Genomic DNA, 23352 nt, shown 5'->3' with positions numbered 1-23352 from the left:
TTTGCCGGCTTTGTTTTCAGAGCGACATTTTTGTTCGAAAACTCCCAATCTACCGCATCATTCAATGCTTTAGATAACAATCGATGATGATGTTTGACCGTTTGAGCAGTTAAATTTACTAGTTTTTCCACATAATAATTTTGTAAATGTAAAGGTTTTAAATTAACACTGATGATTTGCTCTTACGCTCTGTAGGTATTGGGTGAAGTATTTGATTTGGCATACGAATTAAGCCAATAATCTAGATAATCACCCAAGGACAGATCCTCTTTAGACTCATCGTTGTTCAATTCCTTTTGAAGTTCTGCTGCAACGAGATCTAAAGCATCTTTAGCCTCTCTTTTCGTTTCTAAATTCTTTTGAACCTTTCGTTTTCTATTGCCTTTGGTAACAACTTCAATTGTTATAAAATAGGTACCTGTCTTTTTGTCTTTCGTTATGGGACCAGCCATAGGTTAACTTCCTCCTTAGAATGACTGGGCACCTAAACTCAAATCACCATTATCAGTATGACTTACTGTTTAATGATTTAACCTTGAAGAAGTGAGTTTAAGTGCCTATAATCTTTAATTTTCTCCCTTTAACCATTTCTGGATATACCTTTTAGGTATGAGTATCCTAGTACCGCTTTTCACTGTATGAAATTCCTCAGAATGAACCAACTCAATGCTTTTGCCCTACTCAGATATGGGGGGATTACCCAGATTGATTGCCGCTGTCTGAAGATTGCGATGATAAAAATTATAATCAATTTGATTCCAGTTCAAAATTAAGTTGTAGAGCCATTTAACAACCTCTTAAGCCTTTCCATTACGCCCCATGTTCTTTCTTTGAGACTTTGCCCTTTCACTCACTTATATAGTACTTACGTCTTTTAATCAAAGGGACAGTCCTTAACATGAGAACTGTCCCTTTGTTATGCATTTCGGGGTATGAGGTCATTCCCCTCAATGGGAAATTTTGAATCGGTGGGAGACTGACCCATTTTCCTAACGGATAGCATCACATTAATAGTCAATTTTATCTTTTATGTTTTTCATATATGTATAGATAGAGAGTAAATTCCTACTTCTGTACCTCCTTTTTATTTGCACGTTTTTAGGGTCTGAATAAAATCGATAGAGATTAAGTTTATGCTATACTTCAATAAAATTTATTGAGTACTTAAAGTTAACTATAAAAATTTATTTTTTGATAATAATTTAGCTTTTTAAAAAAGTGCTTTTAACCACATAAAATAAAAGGGTTTACATCTTATTATGAGGAAAAAGCTCACGCTGGTTGTAAATGTTAAATTTTTCTAAATAGTTTGACAATAAATATTATTCTAATTAATGTAATAAGTATCATAAAACTTATGAAAATATTGAAAATAAAGTGAGGGATCAATGCGTTGGATGAAATTAGTCCTATATTGACGGAATTTTATGATGGTGTATATGTGATTTTTCTAAATAGGCCAAAACAGAAAAATGCATTTAATAAATTAATGATAGATCAATGGGTTGAAGCGTTAGAGCACGCTAAAATGAATGAAGACATTAAAGTCATTTTAATTACCGGAAAAGAAAACGCTTTCTGCTCTGGAGGAGACATCAATGATATGCAGGCCGACTCAGTACCTGCGCAAACGAAAGATTATCTATGGAGAAACGTTCATCGAGTGGCTCTAACTATTCATGATATTGATAAGCCAATCATTTGTGCCATTAATGGGATTGCTGTTGGTGCTGGCCTTGATATGGCCCTTATGGCAGATATTAGAATTATGGCGGAGACGGCTAAAGTCTCTGAGGGCTACATAAATATCGGCTTAATACCGGGAGATGGGGGTGCCTATTATTTGCCAAGAATTGTGGGATACTCTAAAGCCCTTGAACTTTTATGGTCTGGTGATTTTATCTCTGCTAATGAAGCAAAAGAGATGGGCTTAGTGAACATGGTTTATCCATCTGAAGGATTTTTTGAAAAATCACTAGAATATGCGAAGGTTTTAGCTGCTAAACCTCAAATCGCAGTAAGGTTGATAAAAAGAACGGTGAAGCAATCCATTAAATCAGACTTATCCAGTTCCTTAGATTTAGTATCTTCCCATTTTGCTATTGTGAAGTCTACTGAAGATCATAAAGAAGCAGTAAATGCATTTCTACAAAAAAGAAAACCTGTTTTTACTGGTAAATAAAGGAGGATTCACTTGGTAAGCATTGCTGAATTTAATACGAAATCTGACATTCAAGATTTAAGAGTTGCAGTGAGGGAATTTATTAATGAAGAAAAAGAAAATGGAACGTTTACGGTTAAGTGTGATGCAAGTATTTCTGGTTTTTCTCCAGAGTTTAGCAAAAAGTTAGCAAATAAAGGTTGGATTGGGATGACGATTCCAAAAAAATATGGTGGTCAGGAGAAAAGTAATTTAGAAAGATATGTTGTTATAGAAGAATTATTATCGAAAGGCTCTCCGGTGTCGGCCCATTGGGTAGCTGATAGGCAAACAGCTCCCTTGTTGCTTAAGTTTGGAACGGAAGAACAAAAACAGAAATATTTACCCTCCATTTGCAAGGGAGAATTATATTTTGCAATCGGTTTAAGTGAACCAAACTCAGGAAGTGATTTAGCATCAATATCTACAAGAGCCGAAGACAAAGGAGATCATTGGCTTATAAATGGAAGCAAGATTTGGACAACAGGTGCACATCATGCACACTATATCCTTGTTCTCTGTAGGACTTCCCCAAAGAATGAAAAGAATAAATATGAAGGTATGAGTCAAATAATAGTTGATCTAACATCGCCAGGTATAACGATTAGACCAGTTTATCTTATGACTGGGGAGCACGAATTTAATGAAGTGTTTTTTGAAGATGTAAAAGTGCCAAAAGAAAATTTAGTAGGTGTCGAGGGAAATGGCTGGCAGCAAGGACTAACCGAATTGGCATATGAGAGAAGCGGCCCTGAGAGATTCCTCAGTACGTATCCTTTACTAGAAGAATTAATCGATACCATAAAATCTGAAGGTAACGAGCGCTCGGATTTGCGAGACTTAGGCTCTTGTATAGCCAGTTTAGTTACTTTACGGAAAATGTCCTTAGAGGTTGCGTCATTATTGGAACAAAAAAAGACACCAAACACAGAAGCCTCAATGGTAAAAGATCTCGGAACTCAATTGGAAAACCAAATAATTCATGCTGCTAGAAATACAACATCTATCTACCCCTCATTAGATTCAGATAAAAGAATCGAAGTTTACGCAGCACAATCGATTTTACATTCTCCAGGATTTACCCTAAGAGGTGGCACTACAGAAATATTAAGAACGATTATTTCGAAAGGGGTGATGAAGAATGGATGAAATGGAAGTAATACTGAAAGAATCCTTTGAAAAAATCCTAGAAAACTTTTGTGATAAAGATTTACTTGAGGAATCTGAAAGCAAAGGGGTTCCAAAACAATTGTTAGATACGTTAGAGGAATTTGGGATTTATAAGATTGGGATTGATGAAGCTGATGGGGGAAGTGGGTTTGAGAAAAAGCATGGCATGGAATTAGCTGTTATTGCTGGGAAATATGCGCTTCCCATCCCCCTTACCTCTATACTATTTAGTAATTGGGTTTCTTATCAAGAAAAACTATATTCAAAATATCATCTATCATGTGGACCTTTTGACCAAAAAATCACAATCAACTCCGATAAGGAGTATTTGGTAAAAGGCAAGATTGAAAATATATATGGATATACAAAAGGGAACGATATTTTAGTCATAGGAACGAATGAACGAGGGGAAGACTATTTCGTTTTGCTAGATGTGAGTCAATTAGAATTGCAAATAAAGCACAATTTATCTAATGAACCAGTCTATTCGGTTGAGTTAGTCAATCATTCACCTAAACTAGTTAAACCGATTGAATCATCAGTTGTTAACTACTATTTTTCCTTGCAACTTTTACTAAACTTAGCTGTAGCGACTGGTGCATTGAAGAAAATAGTTGAATTAACAATTGAACATGCAAATACTAGAATTCAATTTGGAAAGCAGATTGGCAGCTTTCAAATGATAAAAAATAATATTACAATTATGGCCGAATCCGTAAAACAAGCAGAAATCATGACACGTACTTGCATTGAATCTCTCAAGGACGAAATGGATCATCAATATTATTTAGAGTTGATGGTGGCAAAATTAAAAGTTTGCGAGGCTATAAGTACAGCTGCTGCAATCGCTCACCAGATTCATGCAGCTATGGGGTTTACACAGGAGCATATTCTCCACTATTACACAAGAAAATTATGGTCCCTACGAGAAGAATACCAATCTGAATCTTACTGGTCGCAAGAAATTGGCCGTTTTATCTTGGCTGAAGAAACAGGCCTGTGGGAGCTTGTAACTCAATAAAGGTGGTAAAAGGATGAAGAAGGCATTAGAAGGACTGGTAGTCTTAGATTTAAGCCAAGTATATCAAGGGCCGTACTGTACATTACTACTAGCTTACCATGGGGCAAAAGTAATAAAGGTTGAGAGTCCAAAGGGAGATATACTACGAGAGCGACATGAAAGCAAGGTTCCACATGAATTTTTAATGTTTAACACTAATAAATACGGTGTCACCTTAGATTTGAAGAGTATAGACGGGAAAAATGCATTTTTGAAACTAGTGGAACAAGCAGATATTTTAGTAGAAAACTTTACACCAGGTGTCATGAAGCGGTTGGGGCTTGATTATGACGAAGTATTAAAAAAGAGAAACCCAAGGCTCATTTATGCGACGGCAACGGCTTATGGTCTAACAGGACCCTATCGGGATTTTCCAGGAATGGATTTAACGGTGCAAGCCATTGGAGGAGTGATGAGCTCGACAGGTTATCCGGATATGCCTCCTGTGAAAGCAGGACCTGCCATTGCAGATTTGTTGGGAGGAACGCATTTATTATCTGGTATTGGTTTAGCTCTTTACCAAAGAGAAAGGACCGGGGAAGGACAAAAAGTAGAAGTGTCTATGCATGATGCCCTATATCCAACATTAGCTTCACCTTTAGCAGCATTGTACGATGGAGATCCGGAAAATTATTGTGAAAGAACAGGGAATAAGCATAGTGGTTTAAGGGCAGCACCTTATAATGTCTATCCAGCCAAAGATGGATTTGTTGCCATTATATGTGCAACCGAGCGCCATTGGCAGTTACTTGTGGACATTTTAGAACAACAAACTTTACTTGAAAAGGAAGAGTTTAAAAACACAATCAGCCGGGCGGCGCATATGGATAAGGTTGATCAAGTTGTCTCTGAATGGACAAAGGATATCAATAAATGGGAAATCGTTGAATTATTAACCATAAAAGGGATACCGGCAGCACCAGTTCTGACGGTAAAAGAAGTTGCCAATGATCGACACTTAAAAGAGAGAAACATGATTGTAGAAATCAATCATCCTACAAAAGGTAAGGTGAAAGTTCCAGGCTCACCGATTAGACTTTCAAAATCTATCGTTGACAGCTTTCAACCAGCTCCATTATTAGGGCAACACAACGAAGAAATCTTTGAAAATATGATGAAGAAAGAGGAGGAAAGAATATGAGTACAACCACTTCAACCATTTCAACTCGCTATGTTAATACGGAAAATTTTAAAACCTATGTGAATGAATCAGGGGCTGAACATGAGAATAAAGTAATTTTTATTCACGGTTCTGGTCCAGGAGTTACAGCTCTTGCGAATTGGAGTTATGTGTTAGACAGTTGTCAAGAACAGTTCCATTGCATTGCTCCTGATCTATTTGGCTTTGCCAACAGCAGTCATCCGGTTGAGCCTCCAAAGACTAGGCAAGAATGGCTTGATTTATGGGTGAAGCAAATAATTGAATTAATGGATGAAATGAAAATTGAAAAGGCAAACATTGTCGGGAATTCATTAGGTTGTTCGATTGCCTTGGAATTATTAATTGAGCACCCTGAGCGATTTGATCGAGTGATTTTGATGGGTCCAGGTGGAACCCCAGTAACAAAAATGAGTATTGAATTGGCAAGGGCTCGAAATTTCTATCAAGATCCAACGCCTAAAAAGTTAAGACAAATTATGGAATGGTTTGTCTATGATGTGGAAAAAATGACCCCAATTATTGACTCGTTTATTGATGAGCGATTTGAAATCGCTTTAAAAGAGGAAGTGAAAAGGTCGAATAATGCCTTCTTCAGTACAACACCATTACCTGTGCCACCAACAGCTTTAAAAAGAATCAAACATGAAATTCTCTTAATTCACGGCAAAGAGGACCATGTTTGTTCCATAGATTCTAGCTATTATCTGTTGGATCATTTACCAAATGCCCATTTATTTGTCCTAGGGAAATGCGGACATTGGGCACAGTTGGAACATAAGGAAACATTTAATAGGCTTTTGGCGGAGTATTTTAATAAAACAATTTAATGGGGGTGGAGTTTTAATGAAAAATAAACTGTTGATATTCATGATTGTGCTAGGAATGGTCACGTTGATTGGCTGTAGTTCATCCTCTTCTAATGGTTCGGCGAAAAAAGAAAATGAAACGAACAAAACCTCAGAAGGTAGTGTGGAAAAAGTATCGTTTAAATTTGCACATGGGTATCCAGTGGAACAGCATACCCATAAAGGTTTTGAGAAATTAAAAGAACTAGTAAGCGAAAAAAGCGGTGGGAAAATTGATTTGAGCATTTTCCCCTCTGGGCAGCTTTACAATGATATAGGGGTAGTTGATGCGATCTCAACAGGACAAATCGAAGCTGGTGCAACTACGTTTGAAATGTTAACATCTTTAGTTCCTAGTGCCGAGCTTATTGTATTGCCTGTATTTGATGATTACAAACACCTGCACAAATCATTGGATAACGGAGTTCGTAAAATTTTCGAAGATGAATTTGCTAAAGCCAACCTTTTCCCGATCATCTGGGGAGACTTTGGAATGGCGTATTATGCATCGAAAGAAACTCCACTGAAAACACCTGCTGATTTTAAGGGGAAAATGGTGAGAACAACAAGTCCGCTTATGTCCAAATTTGTAGAAGCAGCTGGCGGTACCCCAATCACGATGCCGGGAGCAGAGGTAGTTCAGGCATTACAAAGAGGAACGATTGATGCTGGTTTGTCAGCACCCGTTGCCTTCATTGCCCAACAATATTATGAAGTAACTGAATATTATACTGGACCACAAAATGCTGGAATTTCTATCTCACTAGTGAATTTAGATTGGTGGAATTCCCTTTCTGAAGAAACACGAAACATCATCTTAGAATCTTCCAAAGAGGTAGAAGGATGGATGTCTGAAGAAGTACAAAAACAACATGAGGCAAATGCGAAGACGCTAAGTGAAAAAGGAATGGAGTTTGTAGAAGTAGATAAAAAATCATTTAAAGAAGTACAAGAAAAGGTTCTCGAAGATTTCTATCAAACGACAGGAGACGTAGGAAAAGAAATCATGAAGATTATAAATTCTTCAAGAGAGTAAAAGGGTGATGATATGAAAATAGTAAAAACCATTACCTATATAATAGGTAAAATTATGGAAGTTGCCGGTATTATTGCCGGCCTCCTAATTTTTTTAATTGCTGCTTTGGTTTTAATTAGTGTAGCAGGTAGAAATATCATGATCCCCATTCATTGGGTTGAACCATTTTCTGTATACTTTTTTATTGCTGCTTCCTACATTGCAGCTGCCTTCGCGATGTATAATGTGGAACATATTAAAATAGATATTCTCACAAATCAGTTTTCTAAGAAAACCAATAGGATTTTAGAATTTTTCCTTATGATGGTTTCATTAGTCTTCTTTATTTTTTTAGCGAAGCACAGTTGGGTTATGATGCATAGTTCATATGTGAAACATGCAAAGGACTTATCGATCATCCAAGTTCCGATTTGGATTCCTCAGAGTTCTTTAGTAATAGGCAGTGTCCTACTATGTTTAGCTATTATCAGACATTTGCTGCTTTTATTTCTTAAAGACCGTCATGAGGCTGAAAATGAAACTTCAGTACTGAGTTAGGGGGGGGTTGTGTTTGGATTACGTAATCATCTTAGGAATATTAATGGTAATTATCCTTTTAGGAATGCCTGTTGCATTCGCATTAATCATTGTGAGTGCTGGAGTTTTAATGGTTTACTTAGACCCTCTTGTAGCAAATTTACAAGTACCGCAACTACTCTTTAACGCTCTTAATAATAGTATTTTAATTGCAATTCCATTATTTATTCTAACTGGCCAAATATTGTTAAAAAGTGGAATAGGAACGAAGGCTTTTGATGCTGCAAATAAATGGTTTGGACATTTGCCGGGAGGGTTGGCAATTGCAAGTGTACTGACATGTGCATTTTTTGCTTCTTTAACGGGATCGAGTATTGCAACGGTTTTAACCATTGGATATATCGCATCGAGTGAAATGATAAAAAATGGCTACCCTAAAAGACTGGCGTATGGGATTATTGCCGCAGCTGGTACATTGGGAATTTTAATCCCTCCAAGCGGACCGATGATCTTATATGGAGCAATGACAAATGTCTCAATAACAGATTTATTTATGGCAGGAATTATCCCTGGTATCCTCCTGGTGATAATCTTTATCGTATATGTGGTCCTTGTATACGGAAAAAAGCTGAAAAGAGGAGAGAAAGCGAGCAAAAAAGAAAGGGTGTCAGCTTTAAAAGATATCAGCTGGCTATTCCTGTTACCAGTGATCATTATTTTTGGGATTTACTCGGGAATCTTTACCGTGACAGAATCTGCAGCGGTTGCCTGTATTGTCTCATTGTTGTTAGCCTTATTTGTTTACAAAGGAATAACCGTAAAAGGATTATTTGAATCTCTTAAAGAGACTGCCTCAAATGTCGGGATGATTGCGTTAATATTAGCTGCAGCATTATTATTTGGATTTGCCATTACCGCGATTGAATTACCGCAAACGATTCAGCTGGGGCTTGAGTCACTGAATATGAATAAGTGGACATTGTTATTATTGATTTTTGTCATCTTTGTTATTTTAGGAATGTTTATGGATGTTATTTCGATTCTGTTAATCATGGTTCCAATCCTGCACCCAATTTTAGTCAACTATGGTGTTGACTTGCTGTGGTTCGGTATTTTTACGATTATCGCGTTAGAAATGTCGGCTATAACACCGCCAATAGGGCTGAACCTGTTTGTTATGATGCAAATCTCAGAGAAACAAGGAACTCCATTAAATCTAATAAAGATGTCCTATGCAGCTGCACCATATTTGTGTTTAATGATTTTACTGATTGCTATCATTACTCTTGTGCCGCAATTTGTTTCTTATCTACCTGATACAATTAAATAGCTTTGTCAGTCTAAAAAGGTGCCATCAAGATTTGGTTTGAATCCAGTCTTGATGACACTTTTTTTCAATATTGAAATACTTCATATACATTTGCTAACTTAAGATTCTATTTTGATTTTATCAATAAGTATCATACTTTCAATTAATAAGAGTAAGTAAGCCGAATTTCGAAAATCTTTTAAACTTTTACCTAATATTTCTTCGATTTTTCTTATCCGATACTGAATCCCTCCAATCGATAGAGATAAATCATGCATGGTTTTTTCTAATTTCCCACTGTTTTTTAAATAGATATATAAAGTATTTAATAATTCTTTACTTTTTTCATCATTAGAGGTAAAAAGAGTTTTCAGTTCATTTTTGGCTAATTCCATTAGCTGTTCATAGTTATACGTATTCACAATTGAACCGATAAAGCCTAAATCATCGTGAAAAATAATATTTTCATGAAATGGAGAACGAACAGAGTTTGTAGCTTGTAATAAGTACGTATCAATGTTGAGTAAATCTTCAAACTTATTGCTAACACCAATCTTGAAGGTATAGTCTGGAAGAGATCTTTGTACCTTTGTGATCATTCTTTTCATAATTTGTTTTAAATTAGAAGTTTTTATTGGTGAGCCAATTAAAATCACACAATATTCATTATACCTTGATACTACAACAATTAAATCCTCACTCTCACACTGCTTAGCTAATTCAAGAGCAATAGGATATAAATCGGTCGTATTCTCCCTTTGACCCTTATGGTCGACTTTAACAAGTGCAACATAAAATGGGCCAACAAGTGGCCGTTTAAGATATTTGAATTTTTGCCGTATATCTTCGATTGAATCATATTGTTTTGTAATTAGGTCATCTAACACAGAAATTTTCATTCTTTCTTGTGCCTCAAACTGAACTTTTTCATTAATAAAACACAAAGTAGAGATAGTAGAGATACGTTCAAGAAAAGTATGGTCATTAGGCTCTTTCTTTAATTGTTCAAAGTAAATAAAAGAACAATAGGCAAACACTTTATTTTCTAAATAAATAGGTGTTTTGAGTTCATTAAATTTATCTGATTCAAAAAACTGTGTTTGATTATACGATTCAACATAAAACATTTTTGATTTTCTAACTAATTTTAATTCCTTTAATTGGGCTTCAGTTAGGCCATATTGAACAATTGTGTTACCGTGTCGATCTTCGATGAGGATTGGTATTTTTATATTGTGGTAGGCCGTTTCAATTACAACGGGAATGCTTTGATTTTTGGAAACGCTTTCTGTTAACTGGTAATGAAAAATAGATATTTTATCTAGAAGGTTTTTTTGTTTCAAAAGTTTATCATACGTTAATTCTAACTCATCATAAATGGTTTGCTCGTTATATAGCAAAATTTCATCCGGGTATTCCTCCTGCCAATCTTCTACTAATCTTATGACAAATTCACAATTTTCATCTCCCTTTGCCTTACATTTTGTCTCCCTTACCATAACAACTGCATTAAATGCTTTAGAAAGATAACCAGTGGCAAAACCACTTAACGTGTAACAAGAGCATTCGTTTGAAACTCCGTGATGGGTCAAATGGAGTTTTGCTTCAAAGGAATCAAACCAGATTCCCTTCGTGTTTATATAGAGTAAATTTCCATGCTTATCATATTCTTGATCTCTTTTTGTAATCACGTCTGATACATGGCCCATCTTTTTATGAATCATGATGGCTTGGTTAGCTACAAATTCCGGAGAATGAGTTTCTAATAATTCAGAGGCCGTTTGTTCTCCTAATTCCTTACCTAATCTTAATAAAAACCCCTTGGTTTTATGGGAACCTATATTATGAAATAATGCTTTACGTAATATTCCAAATGATTGACTAGAAAATGAGATATCAAAACTATTAATTGATAACTCACCAGTATTGTTGGTATTTGACATTGTTTCCTCCTTTTTATTATTAAAAAGCAAGTATTTACCATAATGATAGAACTTTCAATCATAAAAAACAATATATTTTGTCAATTTATTCAGACTTTTCAGTAAAAATAGGTATTTTTTTCACAGTAAACATTTGATTGAATGGATATATAAGGATTTAAGCGTTTTTACCGTGAATAACATTTAAACTTTTCCGTAGTTATTGCTAAAAAAAGGAGGGACGCTGAACATTCTTTTTACTTTTTTATGGTTCGATAGGATTTCTTACTAAAAAATTGTTTGTAAGTTTTTATCAAAAAGGAGTGAGGAACTTGGCGGTTTTACCAGTACAAAATTACGTTTATGAATGTTTAATGGAGAGCGCGAAGAAAATTGGGATGCTGGCAGAATCTGAAAGAATAACAGCAGATGAAGAGAATACGATTTCTGAAAACGTAATTCAATTAATCAAGAAAGAAGGAATAAATAAATTAATTATCCCAAAGGATTATGGAGGTGAACAAATTGATTTTAACACCTTTACCGATCTGATAAGAACGGTTGGTTTCTATAATTTATCAGCGGCATGGCTGACATATTTTTATTCGCTTCATAATTCTTGGGTCGCCTATCTGCCAAAACACCGCAGGGATGAAATCTATCAGGATAGTGGTCTATTAGCGGATATTCTGGCCCCGATTGGAAGCGCAAAAAGGGTTGATGGCGGATTTATCTTATCTGGTACCTACAATTACGTCAGTGGGATTAAACATAGTAAGTGGTGTGCTGTTGGTGCAGTTGTAAAAGAGAAAGAAACGTCAGAACCCATTGTATTGGTGATTGATACTTGCGAAGTAAATATAGTTGAAAATTGGGATTCCCTTGGGTTAAGAGGGTCTGGAAGCCATACATTAGTGATTCGGGACTTATTTATCCCTGATGATTTAACATTCAAGATCCAGGATATACAAAAGAAAAGTCAACCATTAGAAGGTCCTTTTGATAATGATTATTTATATTATAATGTTCATTTTTTACCCGCCTTTTATATCGGTTTCCCAGCGATGGCTATAGGTGGGGCCGAAAGAGCGATTGATGAATTTAAGAAAGGAACAGAAAAAAGAATACGAATTTCTGGTGAGTCGGAAAAAGCTTCTTCAAGAAGCCAAAGAGTAATAGCGGAAATGATGATGAAACTAAAGGCAGCCAAAGGATTAATGAGAACCTATATTGAGATGTTGGAAGAGGATACCGGCGATAAATATGATCCGAGTGAATATAAAGCTATTCGTGCAAGTATCATTCAATCTTGTATCGATATCGCTCAAAAGGCGTTATTAACGTTAGGAGCTGGGGCCTTAATCAAAGGACATCCTTTGGAAATGATTGTTAGAGACTTATTAGCCATTGGTACCCATGTAACTTCTTTATATGAAGATGCGGTGGATGCTTACGGTAAAAAATTATTTGGATACAATAGCGGTGTTCGAGGGTAAGGGAGGAGAAGCAGGATGACAAACTTTATATATGCACCAGAAATTGCAAAACTTGGCCATGTTGCATTAGTTTCTGCGAATATTGAAAAATCACTGTGGTTTTTTAAAGAGATTCTTGGGTTAGAAGAAACCGCAGTGGAAGATGGGACCCACTATTTACGAGGCTGGGGAGATTTTGAACATCATAGTTTATCCATTACCTCTGGTGACACCTCTTATATCGATCATATTGGCTGGAAAGCGAAAAGAAGGGAAGATTTAGAAAAGTTTGCATTGCTTTTAGAAGAGAGTGAAACAAAAGTTGAATGGATTGAGAGTAGGGTCGAAAAAGGTCAAGGCAGAGCCATACGCTTTCAGTTGCCAACAGGACATCAATTTGAAATCTATTATGATATGGAGAAGCCTAAGGGAAATGGAAAAAACAAATCTATCTTGAAAAACCAGAGTCATAGAGCTTGGGCAAAAGGGATATCAGTCCGAAGAATCGACCATGTCAATATTGCGACCAATGTTGAGTTAGAGACAGTAACAAATTTTATCACCGACACATTAGGTTTTAACATGAGGGAATATTTGGTTGATTCAAATAACAAACAGTTAGGGGCGTGGATGAGCGTGACGAATTTAGTCCATGACCTTGCTGTTATGAAGGATCCAAACGCTCCTACGACTCATCAAATGCACCATTTGGCCTTTTGGTTAGATAATGCTCAAGATATGCTACGTGCGGCAGATATTCTATCAGAGCATGAAATAGAGTTTGTCGGTCCTGGTAAACACGGAATATCACAAGCGATTTACCTTTATGTATTAGATCCCGGCAGCGGATTAAGAATCGAGTTATTTTCTAATGGCTATTTAATTTTTGAGCCCGATTGGGAACCGGTTAAATGGACGTTAGAAGACAAAAAAGCCCTTACCTATTGGGGAGAAAATACCTCACAGGCTAATAGAACCACGATAAGAGGGTAATGGGTGGGTGACACCTTCTTGACTGAAGAAACAACAAGAAGTAAGACTAGATGATGAAAGAAAATGGAGGAACAATCTTGAAAATTAAAACAGTTGGGGTAGTTGGCGCAGGAACCATGGGCAGTGGTATTTCAAATGCAATAGCGAGTTGTGGTTATAAAGTCCTTTTGTATGATATAGGTGAAAAGCAGCTACAGCGGGGATTATTACAAATCGAGAAATTTATGGACAAAGGGATACAGAGAGGCAAGATAAGTGAAAAGCAAAAAGTAGATAGCTTAGAAAATATTTATATCACTACAAACTTCGAAGATTTAAAAGAAGCAGATTTTGTGATTGAAGCTGTTGTTGAAGATATCAAGGTGAAAAAGAATGTCTTTTCACGGCTGGACGATCTCCTTCATGAGGAGGCAATAATCGCAACAAATACATCCTCAATGTCTATCACGGAGATTGCCGAAGCTACCAAGCGACAGGACCGAGTGGTGGGGATGCATTTCTTTAACCCAGCTCAAATTATGAAACTGGTCGAAGTCGTTCGAGGGTTTAAAACCAGCGACGAAACAGTTGAGGCAGTTAGGGATTTTTCTGTTCAATTGAATAAGGAACCGATTGTTGTCAATAAAGACATACCTGGATTTATCGTCAATCGGATTTTAATACCGCAATTTATAGAAGCTATAAAGCTATTAGAAGAAGGAGTAGCATCAGCGGAAGATATAGATAAAGCGGTTATGCTTGGGTTGAATTATCCAATGGGGCCATTTGCTTTACAAGATTATGGCGGAGTAGATATTAGCTATTATGTGATGAATTATTTTAAAGAGGAGTTTAATGACAACCGATTTGCACCGCCATTACTGCTGAAACAATTAATGAGAGCGGGAAGATTGGGAACGAAGGTAGGTGCCGGTTTTTATGACTACAACAACCAAAGGGACGATATCAAAATATGAATTTAAGGTGAGGCTGGGTGACACCGATTTAGGAGGAATTGTCTATTATCCTAATTTTCATAAATGGATGGATGAAGCAACACATGAATATTTAGGAGCTATCGGGGTGCCTTCTTCAAAACTCTTTTCACAACAGAATATTGGTGTTCCACTGCTAGAATCGAAATGTAAAATAAATTCACCGCTTTTTTTTGAAGATTGTGTTGAAATCGTGAGTACTGTCCAGGAATTGTTTAACAAAGTCTTTAAAATTAGACATCAATTTTATAAAGATGAGCATGTGGTTGCAGAAGGTTATGAAATTAGAGCCTGGGCAACTTTTGAAGGGAAATTGAAGACCCACCCAATCCCTCAGGATATTCGCGAGAAGATGGTTCCGGAGAAAGAGTGAGTTAAGGTAGGTTAAAAAGAAACCAGAGATCTATCAATAAAATCAGTTCTTTGTTTTTTTATACAAAACATGACTGAATTTAAGTTTTTAACAAAAAGGATGAGAAAAATGAGAGAAGTAGTAATTGTCGATGCAGTAAGAACGCCAATCGGCCGCTATAGGGGAGCGTTAAAAGATGTCCGTCCTGACGATTTAGCTGCAACTGTTATAAAAGCACTAATTGAAAGGAATCCAAACCTCCCCCTAGAGCAAATCGAGGAAGTGGTAATGGGAAATACCAACCAAGCAGGAGAGGATCATTTAAATGTTGCAAGAATGGCTGCTTTGCTTGCTGGATTACCAGTTCAAGTTGGCGGAACGACGGTTAATCGCTTATGTGGTTCAGGTTTAGATGCGGTACTATACGCTTCAAGAGCAATTGCAGTTGGGGAAGGAGATATATTTATTGCGGGTGGAACAGAAAGCATGACGCGTGCCCCCTATGTAATGGCTAAACCTGAACAAAGTTTTCCTAGAGGGACAATGGAACTTCATGATTCAACAATGGGCTGGAGATTTATTAATAAGAAATTGGAAGAGATGTATGGAAAAGATTCCATGCCGGAAACCGCTGAGAATGTAGCCAAACAATATCATGTATCCAGAGAATCACAAGACGAATTTGCACTTGAAAGCCAAAAAAAAGCAAAAAGGGCAATCGAGGAAAATCGTTTTATTAACGAAATCATTCCAGTAGTGATTCGTGATGTTAAAGGAAACGAAACAATTGTTGAAAAAGATGAACATCCACGTTTTGATACAACAATTGAAAAACTTAGAAATTTAAAGCCAATCATTCTCAATGGAACGGTAACTGCTGGGAACGCTTCTGGGATAAATGATGGGGCATCCGCACTGCTATTAATGAGTGCTGAAAAAGCAAAGGAATTAGGGGTAAAACCAATGGCAAGGTATATTGTAGGAGCAACTGCAGGTTTAGAGCCTTCGATTATGGGAGTAGGGCCCATTTTTGCAACAAGAAAAGCACTGGATCGTTGCGGTCTAACAATAAATGATATTGGTCTAGTTGAAATTAATGAAGCATTTGCTTCTCAAGCTTTGGCATGCATTCGGGAATTAGGATTTAACGAAGCCATCGTCAATGTAAATGGTGGAGCTATTGCCTTCGGTCATCCTTTAGGAGCTAGTGGAGCGAGGATACTAACCACCTTAATTCATGAAATGGCTCGGAATAATGTTAGGTATGGGCTTGCCACCATGTGTGTGGGTATGGGGCAGGGGATTGCCATAATTGTTGAAAATAATCCATAGAGGTATTAAGCAATTGGAATTACATGGATTTTCAACCTATTAATAGATTGTTCGGAATATTCAGGTAGACGGAATATAAAAATAGGGGGTGTTTTGATGGCCATTCATACAATAAATGAAAAAAATGCTATAGCTGAACGGCTATTATTGGCGGCAGAGAAAGTTGGGAAATTGGCGGAACAAGAAGCAAAGTCTGCAGAGGAGAATGCGACCATTTCTGTGAATGTCATAAACCTGATGAAGGAAACTGAAATCACCAAAATGATGCTTCCAAAAAAATATGGCGGCCCGCAGGCGGATTTAAGGACATTTGCAAACGTCGTTCGCAAAGTAGCAAACTACAATATTTCAGCTGCATGGCTGACCTATCTTTATCCACTTCACAATATTCTTCCAGCCTTTCTTCCCGAAAAGGGAGCGGACGAAATTGTTCATCAGGGAGGGTTAATCTGCGATATCTTTGCTGCATTAGGGACAGCAGAAAGGGATGGCGATGGTTATCGTATTAGCGGTAAGTGGAGTTTTGTCAGCGGCGTCAATTTTAGTGACTGGGTCGGTGTAGGGGTCATGATCCATTTCCCTGACAGTCCAAAACCAGTATATTGCTTGCCAATGTTAAAAGTTTCAGAAGTAGAAGTGGTAAACAATTGGGATACATTTGGGCTGAGAGGGACTGGAAGTAACCAAATTATTGCCAAAGATGTATATGTCCCAATGGAACGGATTTTACGACTAGATCAGGCAGAACTTACAAGAAGACCGCCAGTAGAAGAATATGACACAGATTACCCATTTTATCATGTGCCGTTTTTTCCTTCCTTCTATCTTGGATTTGGTTACATGGCACTTGGCGGGGCAGAGCGGATACTCAAGGAATTTAAAGACCAAACTGAAAAGCGTGTGCGCTTAATGGATGGAGTAAGGGAAAGTGAATCGCCAAGAAGTCAGCGTGTATTATCGGAAATGACCACTGATTTCCACATTGCTGAAGCTTTACTCGACAAATATATTGGTCTCCTCGAAAACTATGAAAAAGACGGTTGTGTGACACCGCCATCTGAATTCTTTTCAATTCGGACGAAAGCAATCAAAATTTGTACTGATATCGCTGTTAGGTCGCTCCTTACACTAGGTGGCGGGGCTCTTTATAAAGGCGGTGCAATGGAATTATTCTTACGGGATATTATTTCTGTAGCTACACACAAAACCTCTTTATATGAAGATGCAGTTGCGGCATATGGTAAAGAATTGTTTGGTTTTAATGGAGGCGTCAGGGGATAGCCTCATTCTAAAGAGCTTGAAGAGTTGATAGAAAGAACTTAAAACAGGAGGATTATAGAATGGATGACCGTAAATTTCGTACTGCAATGGGTAAATTTGCAACTGGTGTGACTGTAATAGCAACAGAGGTTGAGGGAGACGTTCTTGGAATGACAGCCAATGCGTTCATGTCCGTTTCACTTAATCCAAAGCTTGTAGTCGTTTCAATAGGGAAAAATGCAAAAATTTTGAACAAAATTAAAGAAAGCAAGATTTTTACCGTAAATATTTTAGCTGCTGACCAGCAGGAACTTTCAATGATTTTCGCAGGACAATTGAAGGAACATAAAAAAGTTACCTTCGACCGCTTGGATGGAAAACCAGTATTAGCAGGTGCGCTCGCACAAATTGCCTGTGAAGTATCAGCTGAGCATGTAGAAGGGGATCATACCTTGTTCATTGGAAAAGTAACCGATATTCATCTTGAAGACGTGGAACCACTTCTTTTTTATAGCGGAAAGTATCGTTCATTAACGGAAGAAAAACTAGTGACACTCTAAATACAATGTGAGGAGACTGTTATGGAAACCATTCATATAAATCGTAGTAATTTGGCAGAATGGCAGAAAAGGGCGAAGCCAAATGTGATGGCACTTGGATGTTTCGACGGTCTCCATCATGGCCATTGTACCGTCATTCATACTGCTTACCAGAAAGCACAAGAGAAGAAGTCAGAATTAGCAGTAATGAGTTTTTTTCCTCATCCGAAAACCGTCATCTCAAATGGTAAAGTTCACGTTCACACATTAATGCCGCTAGCTGAAAAAGAAGAGAGACTTCGAAAAATGGGTGTCGATACGTTTTATATTATTACATTTGACATAGAGTTTGCAGCCCTTTCGCCTGAACAGTTTGTTTCTCAATACTTGAATGGACTGGGTGCTGTTCATGTAGTTGCTGGGTTTGACTTTTCCTATGGAAGCCGAGGGGCTGGAAATCTTGACCGCCTGAATCAGGACTCTGGCTGCCGAATTGATGTGACAAAGGTTGAAAAAGTTGAGCTGGGGGGTGAGAAAATCAGTTCCACTTGTATTCGTGAACGCCTGTTAAATGGCAAGGTGGCAGAGCTGCCTGATTTACTTGGACGCTTTTATGAAACAGAGTGCAAATGGAATGGAGAGGCATTTATGCTGTACCCGTATTATACTCTCCCTGGTCCTGGAAGATATGCAGTAACACTAAGAAATGGGGGCTTTTCTATTCAAACGGAAGTAACCGTTTTCAAGGAGGAAGTCCAATGTACAAAGGAAATTCCTTCTTCGTTAAAGGGGAAAATTTCGATTGTATGGCAAAAGCAAATTCAAAATGCACCTAAGAAACTACTAATTTCTTAATAATTCTAAAGGGAGTGGAACCGATGGCAAAAATTATCGCAGGAGTCGCGATGTCACATAGCCCGATGATCATGACAAATGAAGCTGGAGGTGGAGAGAAAGGACAACGCTTCCTCCAGACAGCCGTTGAAATGAAGAAATATCTCGAAGATTCTGGAGCAGATGTGATTGTACTCATTTCTGATGATCATTTTAATAGTTACTTCTATGACCATATGCCTTCCTTTACGATAGGCATTGGTGAATGTGAAGGTTGGGGAGACTGGCAGATTCCAAAATACAATATTCCAGTCCAGCAGGATTTAGCGAAACACATCCTTAACACAGGCATAGAAAACAATGTGGATTTTGCTTTCACCTTAAAAATGAAAGTCGATCACGGCCATACACAAGGAATTTACTTTTTAAATCCTGATCTTAAAATTCCTGTTGTGCCGATTGCGGTAAATACATCCGCACCGCCGCTTCCTACGATGGACCGTTGTTTCCAAATTGGTGAAATAGTCAGGAAGGCTATCGAGTCTTGGGATAAAGATCTCAAGGTGGCAATTGTTGCATCAGGCGGTCTCTCGCACTGGGTGCCAATTCCGAAGATTGATAGTGATAAGCCAGAAGATCAATCATTAATTAAAGTGTTAAAAAATGGCCGTCAGGAAATTGAGCAGCTTGATGAGTATTTGCATACGAGGGAAACACGCGTTACACGGATTAAATCAGGACCTGTGAATGAACAAGTGGACAGGGAGTTTTTACGATTGGTTACGGAAAGGGATTATGCTGCACTTAGAAATTGGAGTGCGGAGTTTATCGAGGAAAACTTAGGAAACGGAGGACAGGAGATCCATAACTGGCTTGTGTTGCTTGGTGCGCTTCAAAACTTTGAAGCAAGTGTAGCATGCTATGAGCCGATTCCGGAATGGGTGACGGGTATGGCCATCGTTCAGTTCAATCCGCCAGTCAATCAAAAGAATGATAAAAATACGATTAAAGAAGAAGTTCGAAATTAATTTGTAAGAATGGGGGAAATTGAGATGACAATATGGACAGACTTAGCTGATCTTGAATTTAAACTTTATTATTTAAACGCAAATGGAATTAAAACGAGAGTGCTAGAAGCTGGAACAGGAGAACCATTAATTTTGCTCCATGGCACTGGCGGTCATATTGAGGCATATGCGAAAAATATCAAAGGATTAAGTAAGCATTTTCGTGTCATTACAATTGATATGGTTGGTCATGGCTATACAGCGAAACCAGATCGACAGTACGGAATCGATTATTATAGTGAACATTTATTAGGGGTTATTCAGGCATTAAATTTAACTAAAGTGTTCTTGTCAGGTGAGTCTTTAGGCGGCTGGGTGGCAGCATGGTTTGCTGCTCGACATCCTGAATATGTGAAAGCAATGGTACTGAATACACCAGGAAATGTAAATAACAAGCCCGAGGTCATGAAAAAGCTGAAGGATTCAACATTAAAGGCAGTTCTTGAAGCGAATTATGAAAATGTAAAAACGCGCTTAGAGTGGTTAATGTATGATAAGAGCCAAGTAACTGAAGAGTTAATCGAAGCCCGCTATAATATTTATACACAGCCTTCCTATCAAGAAGCGGTTCATCATATTGTCTGTCTGCAGGACCTTGAAATCAGAAAGCTTTACAGCTGGGATCCATCCTGGTGCGGGAAAATTAATGTTCCTACATTGTTAGCATGGACGGACCATGATCCTACTTCAACTGTTGAGGAAGCTAAACCGATTCAAGACATGATCCCTAGTAGTGAATTAGTGGTCATTAAAGATGCAGGTCACTGGCCGCAATGGGAAAAACCAGAAGAATTTAACACTGTTTTAATCGAATTCTTATTGAAGCATGGGAATAAAACAACAAATAGAGAATCAGCACTGTTAACAAAATAATAGTTTACCTCTGAAAAGCACTATTTAGATGATTCATAGATTGTAAATCGTGAGTAAATGATTAATGCTTTATTTTAAATAGAAAGAGAATATTAGCTTAGACCCTCTTTTTCAGCCAAAGATAAAGGCGAGATTGCCTTTTTTCTTCGAAAGGACTTAGTGGACAATCTATTACAGTCGAAGAAATAATCGCTGCAACAGATTATATAGCACCTGCCTTAGAAAATTGACGAGATCTGGATTTCAGATTGGAAGATTGCACTAGCAGATACGGTACCCGATAATGCCTCAAGCGGATTATTTGTCATCGGGGAGGAACGATTCTCTTTAAAGGATATCGACTTACCTTCGATTAACATGAACCTGTTTAAAAACGGAGAACGGATTAACAAAGGGTATGGTTTAGATGTATTAAGCCATTCTGCTAAATGTGTACATGCTTGCAAATAAATTATCGAGTAAAATGTAGTGTTAAAAGGGAACAAAGTTATTCTCTCGGGGGCACTTTCAACAGCAGTAGCAGCCGATAAAAGTTCACTGCTGAATTCTCACATATTGAAAAAGTAGAAGTTAGCTTTACGTAAAGGTGCTAATGCCTTACTTTTATCAGGGGAGAGTCATTAGCAAGCTTTTAATATTGATTATAAAAATATGGATGGCGTTCCGCTTAATTGCAACGGGATTGGTAGGAAATCAAATAATAATGAAACTGAAGTGTGCCGAAGTCCATGAAAGGTATCTTTTTTAGATAATAATTCTATTCCAGCATTAACTCTTGTCGTATAGTGCCTCCAAATGAATTTTAAAGGTAGTAAAAACAAAATCTCTTTCTGTTTTATCCCAGTATTTGAACGGTTATCATCTGCTTGAAGAGTAAAGTATTCTTTACCTTATTTAAATATTTAAGTAATTTCATTACAGATGAAGGTATACTGAGTGTCCTAGTTCTGATTATTTAAGTTTATTTAACTATAACGCCTTTACCTTTTTTAAAGGTCAAGGATTGCTCAATTTCCATTTTGCTATTTCCAAAGTCGACATATTTTCCATTCTAAAGCAACCAGTGATCTCCACATAAGGGATTCATTGTTGAGTGTGTCCATTAATACCACTATATCTAGTTTTTCTAACGTTTTTTCACTTTTGCTAACTTACTTAACTTTTATACTTTTTGAAAATTGTAGGAAATTGCTGATTGCGTATTTTATCAAAAATATAAAGCCTTGAAAAATCAAGGCTTTTTGACGTACCGAAAAGGATTCGATCCTCCTACCAACAGTTTAGGAAACTGTTAGATAACAAGTTATTTTTACTAACTTTGTAGGGCTTTTAGGTGCCATGCTTGGTGCCCAAATTTTTAAAATTATAAATCACGAGAAAACACTAGGAAGCAAGAAAGCTTGATTTATCAGTACTTGAGGGTACATAAAGATATTAGAAAAACAGATGCTAGCAAACTTCAAAACTGCTTGAGACCTGCGTGCCAGGTCTGGTGGGTTCGATTCCCACACAGTCCCGTCAACCTTGATATATAAGGGTTTATGAGTTTTTTTGATGAAGGTGATTGAAAGGTAAAGTTGTTGGCCAACAACGAAAATATTAACTTTGGTCACATTTTGGTAACATGGATATTTTTAAAATTTACATAGTTTATTTGATGAGCTGCTCAAATTGATGGGCAGCTTCTTTTTGCATAATTTGGTAACACATGAGTGTATGTGTCCATCGTGATCCTGATAGTCGAGCGTCCTAATCGTTCCGAAACCACTTTTGGATGTACTCCTTGTTGAAGCAATAATGTCGCATGTATATGCCTTAAATTATGAAAAAGAATATACGGTAATCCACTTTTATCAACCATCTTTCGATAATTTCTTGCCATTTCGGTAGGTTGAAGTGGTTTACCATTTCTTTGAGCAAAAAGTCTAAGTCCTGATATTCTCTTCTTAGTACTGCAGGATATTTTCTACCACTTCTATTTTGCAATACAGACCACATTTTAAATAACAATTCACAATCTTTTAATGGCCCAGAATTTTTTTGTCATTTGGCTCAGTTTTCACGTGCCATATATTTGATTAAAAAAATCATGATATACGGCTATTTGTGATGCGTACCGGAGAGGTGCGTTTATTTTTTATAGTTCGGGCTTACGTTTTTTTATTAATAAGCAGTTTAATCGTCTTTTTTGTGAAAATAGCATTTGAATCCTCCTCATATTTTGATCTAAGAATAAACAGCCCTAACTTATCCGTTTTCAAGTTCTAATTCTTTCGATTACCTCTAACAAAATAAAAAGTAGAAAACTATACATATTTTACAGCCTGAATAAGGTAGTAAAAACAAAAAATTCCAACCGAATCGGTAATTGATTCAGAAGTATGTTTAAACTATAATTCAAAACAGGACAGAAAATAAAGAAGATTGTAAAGA

General features: G+C 37.1%; 22 protein-coding genes. 18 read left to right on the top strand and 4 right to left on the bottom strand.

From position 1 onward, the window contains the following. Positions 1-182: 182 nt before the first annotated feature. Positions 183-452: a hypothetical protein gene (locus BANA01_RS23640; protein ID WP_063254946.1), complete on the bottom strand. Its 270-nt coding sequence runs from the start codon at positions 450-452 to the stop codon at positions 183-185. A gap of 962 nt (positions 453-1414) precedes the next feature. Between BANA01_RS23640 and BANA01_RS23635 the strand changes: the two genes are divergently transcribed. From BANA01_RS23635 to BANA01_RS23600, 8 genes are read left to right on the top strand one after another with little or no spacing between them, the layout of a single operon-like run. After that, the gene (locus tag BANA01_RS23635; RefSeq protein WP_235847215.1) at positions 1415-2182 is read left to right on the top strand and encodes an enoyl-CoA hydratase/isomerase family protein; all 768 of its coding nucleotides are present in this window, start codon (positions 1415-1417) and stop codon (positions 2180-2182) included. 12 nt (positions 2183-2194) lie between these two features. Then, positions 2195-3349 (top strand): acyl-CoA dehydrogenase family protein, encoded by a 1155-nt coding sequence (locus BANA01_RS23630; RefSeq protein ID WP_235847214.1) that lies wholly within the window; start codon positions 2195-2197, stop codon positions 3347-3349. Next, positions 3342-4391: an acyl-CoA dehydrogenase family protein gene (locus BANA01_RS23625; RefSeq protein WP_063254945.1), complete on the top strand. Its 1050-nt coding sequence runs from the start codon at positions 3342-3344 to the stop codon at positions 4389-4391. The genes BANA01_RS23630 and BANA01_RS23625 overlap by 8 nt, the downstream gene beginning before the upstream one ends. 13 nt (positions 4392-4404) lie before the next feature. After that, a complete protein-coding gene (locus tag BANA01_RS23620) occupies positions 4405-5571 on the top strand; it encodes a CaiB/BaiF CoA transferase family protein (RefSeq protein ID WP_063254944.1) in 1167 nt (388 codons plus the stop codon). Further along, positions 5568-6419 (top strand): alpha/beta fold hydrolase, encoded by an 852-nt coding sequence (locus BANA01_RS23615; protein ID WP_063254943.1) that lies wholly within the window; start codon positions 5568-5570, stop codon positions 6417-6419. Before BANA01_RS23620 ends, BANA01_RS23615 begins: the two co-directional genes overlap by 4 nt. 16 nt (positions 6420-6435) lie before the next feature. Beyond that, positions 6436-7473, top strand: coding sequence for a TRAP transporter substrate-binding protein (locus BANA01_RS23610; RefSeq protein WP_063254942.1), 1038 nt, complete (start codon positions 6436-6438; stop codon positions 7471-7473). A 12-nt stretch (positions 7474-7485) separates the two neighbouring features. After that, positions 7486-8010, top strand: a complete 525-nt coding sequence (locus tag BANA01_RS23605; protein ID WP_063254941.1) for a TRAP transporter small permease — start codon at positions 7486-7488, stop codon at positions 8008-8010. 13 nt (positions 8011-8023) lie between these two features. Continuing rightward, the gene (locus BANA01_RS23600; protein WP_063254940.1) at positions 8024-9319 is read left to right on the top strand and encodes a TRAP transporter large permease; all 1296 of its coding nucleotides are present in this window, start codon (positions 8024-8026) and stop codon (positions 9317-9319) included. 98 nt (positions 9320-9417) lie between these two features. On the opposite strand, the gene BANA01_RS23595 is transcribed toward BANA01_RS23600, so the two are convergent. After that, complete coding sequence (locus tag BANA01_RS23595; protein ID WP_063254939.1) at positions 9418-11241, bottom strand: V4R domain-containing protein; 1824 nt, start codon at positions 11239-11241, stop codon at positions 9418-9420. A gap of 311 nt (positions 11242-11552) precedes the next feature. Between BANA01_RS23595 and BANA01_RS23590 the strand changes: the two genes are divergently transcribed. The 10 genes from BANA01_RS23590 to BANA01_RS23545 all read left to right on the top strand — a co-directional run bounded on the left by BANA01_RS23590 (position 11553) and on the right by BANA01_RS23545 (position 20919). Then, on the top strand, positions 11553-12716 hold the full coding sequence (locus BANA01_RS23590) for an acyl-CoA dehydrogenase family protein (RefSeq protein WP_235847213.1): 1164 nt from the start codon (positions 11553-11555) through the stop codon (positions 12714-12716). A gap of 15 nt (positions 12717-12731) precedes the next feature. Further along, entirely contained in the window at positions 12732-13688 is a 957-nt protein-coding gene (locus BANA01_RS23585) for a VOC family protein (protein WP_063254938.1), read from the top strand. Positions 13689-13765: 77 nt separating this feature from the next. Beyond that, positions 13766-14644: a 3-hydroxyacyl-CoA dehydrogenase family protein gene (locus tag BANA01_RS23580; RefSeq protein WP_063254947.1), complete on the top strand. Its 879-nt coding sequence runs from the start codon at positions 13766-13768 to the stop codon at positions 14642-14644. After that, positions 14631-15035, top strand: a complete 405-nt coding sequence (locus tag BANA01_RS23575) for an acyl-CoA thioesterase (protein WP_082799653.1) — start codon at positions 14631-14633, stop codon at positions 15033-15035. Before BANA01_RS23580 ends, BANA01_RS23575 begins: the two co-directional genes overlap by 14 nt. 108 nt (positions 15036-15143) lie before the next feature. Continuing rightward, positions 15144-16346, top strand: coding sequence for a thiolase family protein (locus BANA01_RS23570; RefSeq protein WP_063254936.1), 1203 nt, complete (start codon positions 15144-15146; stop codon positions 16344-16346). Positions 16347-16442: 96 nt separating this feature from the next. Beyond that, complete coding sequence (locus tag BANA01_RS23565; protein WP_063254935.1) at positions 16443-17627, top strand: acyl-CoA dehydrogenase family protein; 1185 nt, start codon at positions 16443-16445, stop codon at positions 17625-17627. Between the two features lie 59 nt (positions 17628-17686). Further along, on the top strand, positions 17687-18166 hold the full coding sequence (locus tag BANA01_RS23560; RefSeq protein ID WP_063254934.1) for a flavin reductase family protein: 480 nt from the start codon (positions 17687-17689) through the stop codon (positions 18164-18166). 21 nt (positions 18167-18187) lie between these two features. Continuing rightward, positions 18188-19000: an FAD synthetase family protein gene (locus BANA01_RS23555; RefSeq protein ID WP_063254933.1), complete on the top strand. Its 813-nt coding sequence runs from the start codon at positions 18188-18190 to the stop codon at positions 18998-19000. 23 nt (positions 19001-19023) lie between these two features. After that, positions 19024-20007 carry a DODA-type extradiol aromatic ring-opening family dioxygenase gene (locus BANA01_RS23550; protein ID WP_063254932.1) on the top strand — a complete coding sequence of 328 codons (984 nt, stop codon included), beginning with the start codon at positions 19024-19026 and terminating at the stop codon, positions 20005-20007. A 24-nt stretch (positions 20008-20031) separates the two neighbouring features. Further along, positions 20032-20919, top strand: coding sequence for an alpha/beta fold hydrolase (locus BANA01_RS23545; protein WP_063254931.1), 888 nt, complete (start codon positions 20032-20034; stop codon positions 20917-20919). Positions 20920-21137: 218 nt separating this feature from the next. On the opposite strand, the gene BANA01_RS30220 is transcribed toward BANA01_RS23545, so the two are convergent. Next, positions 21138-21278, bottom strand: a complete 141-nt coding sequence (locus BANA01_RS30220; protein WP_218008417.1) for a hypothetical protein — start codon at positions 21276-21278, stop codon at positions 21138-21140. A gap of 1307 nt (positions 21279-22585) precedes the next feature. Next, positions 22586-22858 (bottom strand): tyrosine-type recombinase/integrase, encoded by a 273-nt coding sequence (locus tag BANA01_RS29270; RefSeq protein ID WP_268875111.1) that lies wholly within the window; start codon positions 22856-22858, stop codon positions 22586-22588. Between the last annotated feature and the right edge of the window lie 494 nt (positions 22859-23352).

Source organism: Neobacillus niacini NBRC 15566, from assembly GCF_001591505.1.
In the GTDB taxonomy this organism is placed as follows: Bacteria; Bacillota; Bacilli; order Bacillales; family Cytobacillaceae; genus Neobacillus; species Neobacillus niacini.
The sequence above is the reverse complement of the archived record's forward strand: the minus strand, read 5'-3'. Positions and strand labels throughout refer to the sequence as shown.

Coding starts and splice junctions, on each gene's coding strand:
- BANA01_RS23555 (WP_063254933.1), top strand. CDS start 18,188: ATGGAAACCATTCATATAAATCGTAGTAATTTGGCAGAATGGCAGAAA.
- BANA01_RS23565 (WP_063254935.1), top strand. CDS start 16,443: ATGGCCATTCATACAATAAATGAAAAAAATGCTATAGCTGAACGGCTA.
- BANA01_RS23605 (WP_063254941.1), top strand. CDS start 7,486: ATGAAAATAGTAAAAACCATTACCTATATAATAGGTAAAATTATGGAA.
- BANA01_RS23585 (WP_063254938.1), top strand. CDS start 12,732: ATGACAAACTTTATATATGCACCAGAAATTGCAAAACTTGGCCATGTT.
- BANA01_RS23545 (WP_063254931.1), top strand. CDS start 20,032: ATGACAATATGGACAGACTTAGCTGATCTTGAATTTAAACTTTATTAT.
- BANA01_RS23550 (WP_063254932.1), top strand. CDS start 19,024: ATGGCAAAAATTATCGCAGGAGTCGCGATGTCACATAGCCCGATGATC.
- BANA01_RS23595 (WP_063254939.1), bottom strand. CDS start 11,241: ATGTCAAATACCAACAATACTGGTGAGTTATCAATTAATAGTTTTGAT.
- BANA01_RS23640 (WP_063254946.1), bottom strand. CDS start 452: ATGGCTGGTCCCATAACGAAAGACAAAAAGACAGGTACCTATTTTATA.
- BANA01_RS23625 (WP_063254945.1), top strand. CDS start 3,342: ATGGATGAAATGGAAGTAATACTGAAAGAATCCTTTGAAAAAATCCTA.
- BANA01_RS23620 (WP_063254944.1), top strand. CDS start 4,405: ATGAAGAAGGCATTAGAAGGACTGGTAGTCTTAGATTTAAGCCAAGTA.
- BANA01_RS23615 (WP_063254943.1), top strand. CDS start 5,568: ATGAGTACAACCACTTCAACCATTTCAACTCGCTATGTTAATACGGAA.
- BANA01_RS30220 (WP_218008417.1), bottom strand. CDS start 21,278: ATGTTAATCGAAGGTAAGTCGATATCCTTTAAAGAGAATCGTTCCTCC.
- BANA01_RS23570 (WP_063254936.1), top strand. CDS start 15,144: ATGAGAGAAGTAGTAATTGTCGATGCAGTAAGAACGCCAATCGGCCGC.
- BANA01_RS23560 (WP_063254934.1), top strand. CDS start 17,687: ATGGATGACCGTAAATTTCGTACTGCAATGGGTAAATTTGCAACTGGT.
- BANA01_RS23610 (WP_063254942.1), top strand. CDS start 6,436: ATGAAAAATAAACTGTTGATATTCATGATTGTGCTAGGAATGGTCACG.